Genomic DNA, 623 nt, shown 5'->3' on the forward strand with positions numbered 1-623 from the left:
TGTTTCGAAATGCAGAGAGTAATACTTACAGAGTGATAGGGGCGGTAAATGTTTATCTCTTATTTGCGTTAATGGGTGCTTTCGCTTTTGAGATTTTAAAAATTCAAACCGGTAAATCTATAGCTGGGAATATAAACTTGCAAAATAACGATGCTGATTATGCTACTTATGTTTATTTTAGCCTGGTCTCCTTAACAACGGTGGGCTATGGGGATATTTACCCCGACGGAATGGCTTCACGGATGCTTTCAGTTTTGCTTTCTGCTGTTGGTATTTTGTATCCTGCGGTAGTTATTGCAAGGTTGGTCTCCAATAACCTTGTAAGCAGCAAAACGCTTTAGTATAGATTCGACGCCAGAACTCTTGGTTCGATTTTTTGATAATATGGGCGCCTGCCTCTTGTCCAACCAGGATAGTTTCCATAATCAACTTATTTCAGGATGGGACACGTTATAGACTGATATATGCACCTAATACCAATCTACGTATCTGCAACTTTTCCCGGAGAATTAAATCGAAATACCGCTTCCTCCCACAACTTTTATTCCATCGGAGAAATTTTTCCAAAAGCGAATATATCTATATTGGGCTTCAATGGGTTGACTGTTGTAGCTTCCTTTTAA

1 protein-coding gene is annotated in these 623 nt (G+C 39.2%); it reads left to right on the forward strand.

Going from position 1 to position 623, the window contains the following annotated elements; all coding sequences use genetic code 11:
• A partial coding sequence (locus tag OQX61_RS24230; RefSeq protein WP_265844424.1) for a potassium channel family protein occupies nucleotides 1-341 on the forward strand: 341 nt, incomplete at its 5' end.
• Between the last annotated feature and the right edge of the window lie 282 nt (nucleotides 342-623).

This window comes from Pedobacter sp. PLR, from assembly GCF_026239675.1.
Classification (GTDB): domain Bacteria; phylum Bacteroidota; class Bacteroidia; order Sphingobacteriales; family Sphingobacteriaceae; genus Pedobacter.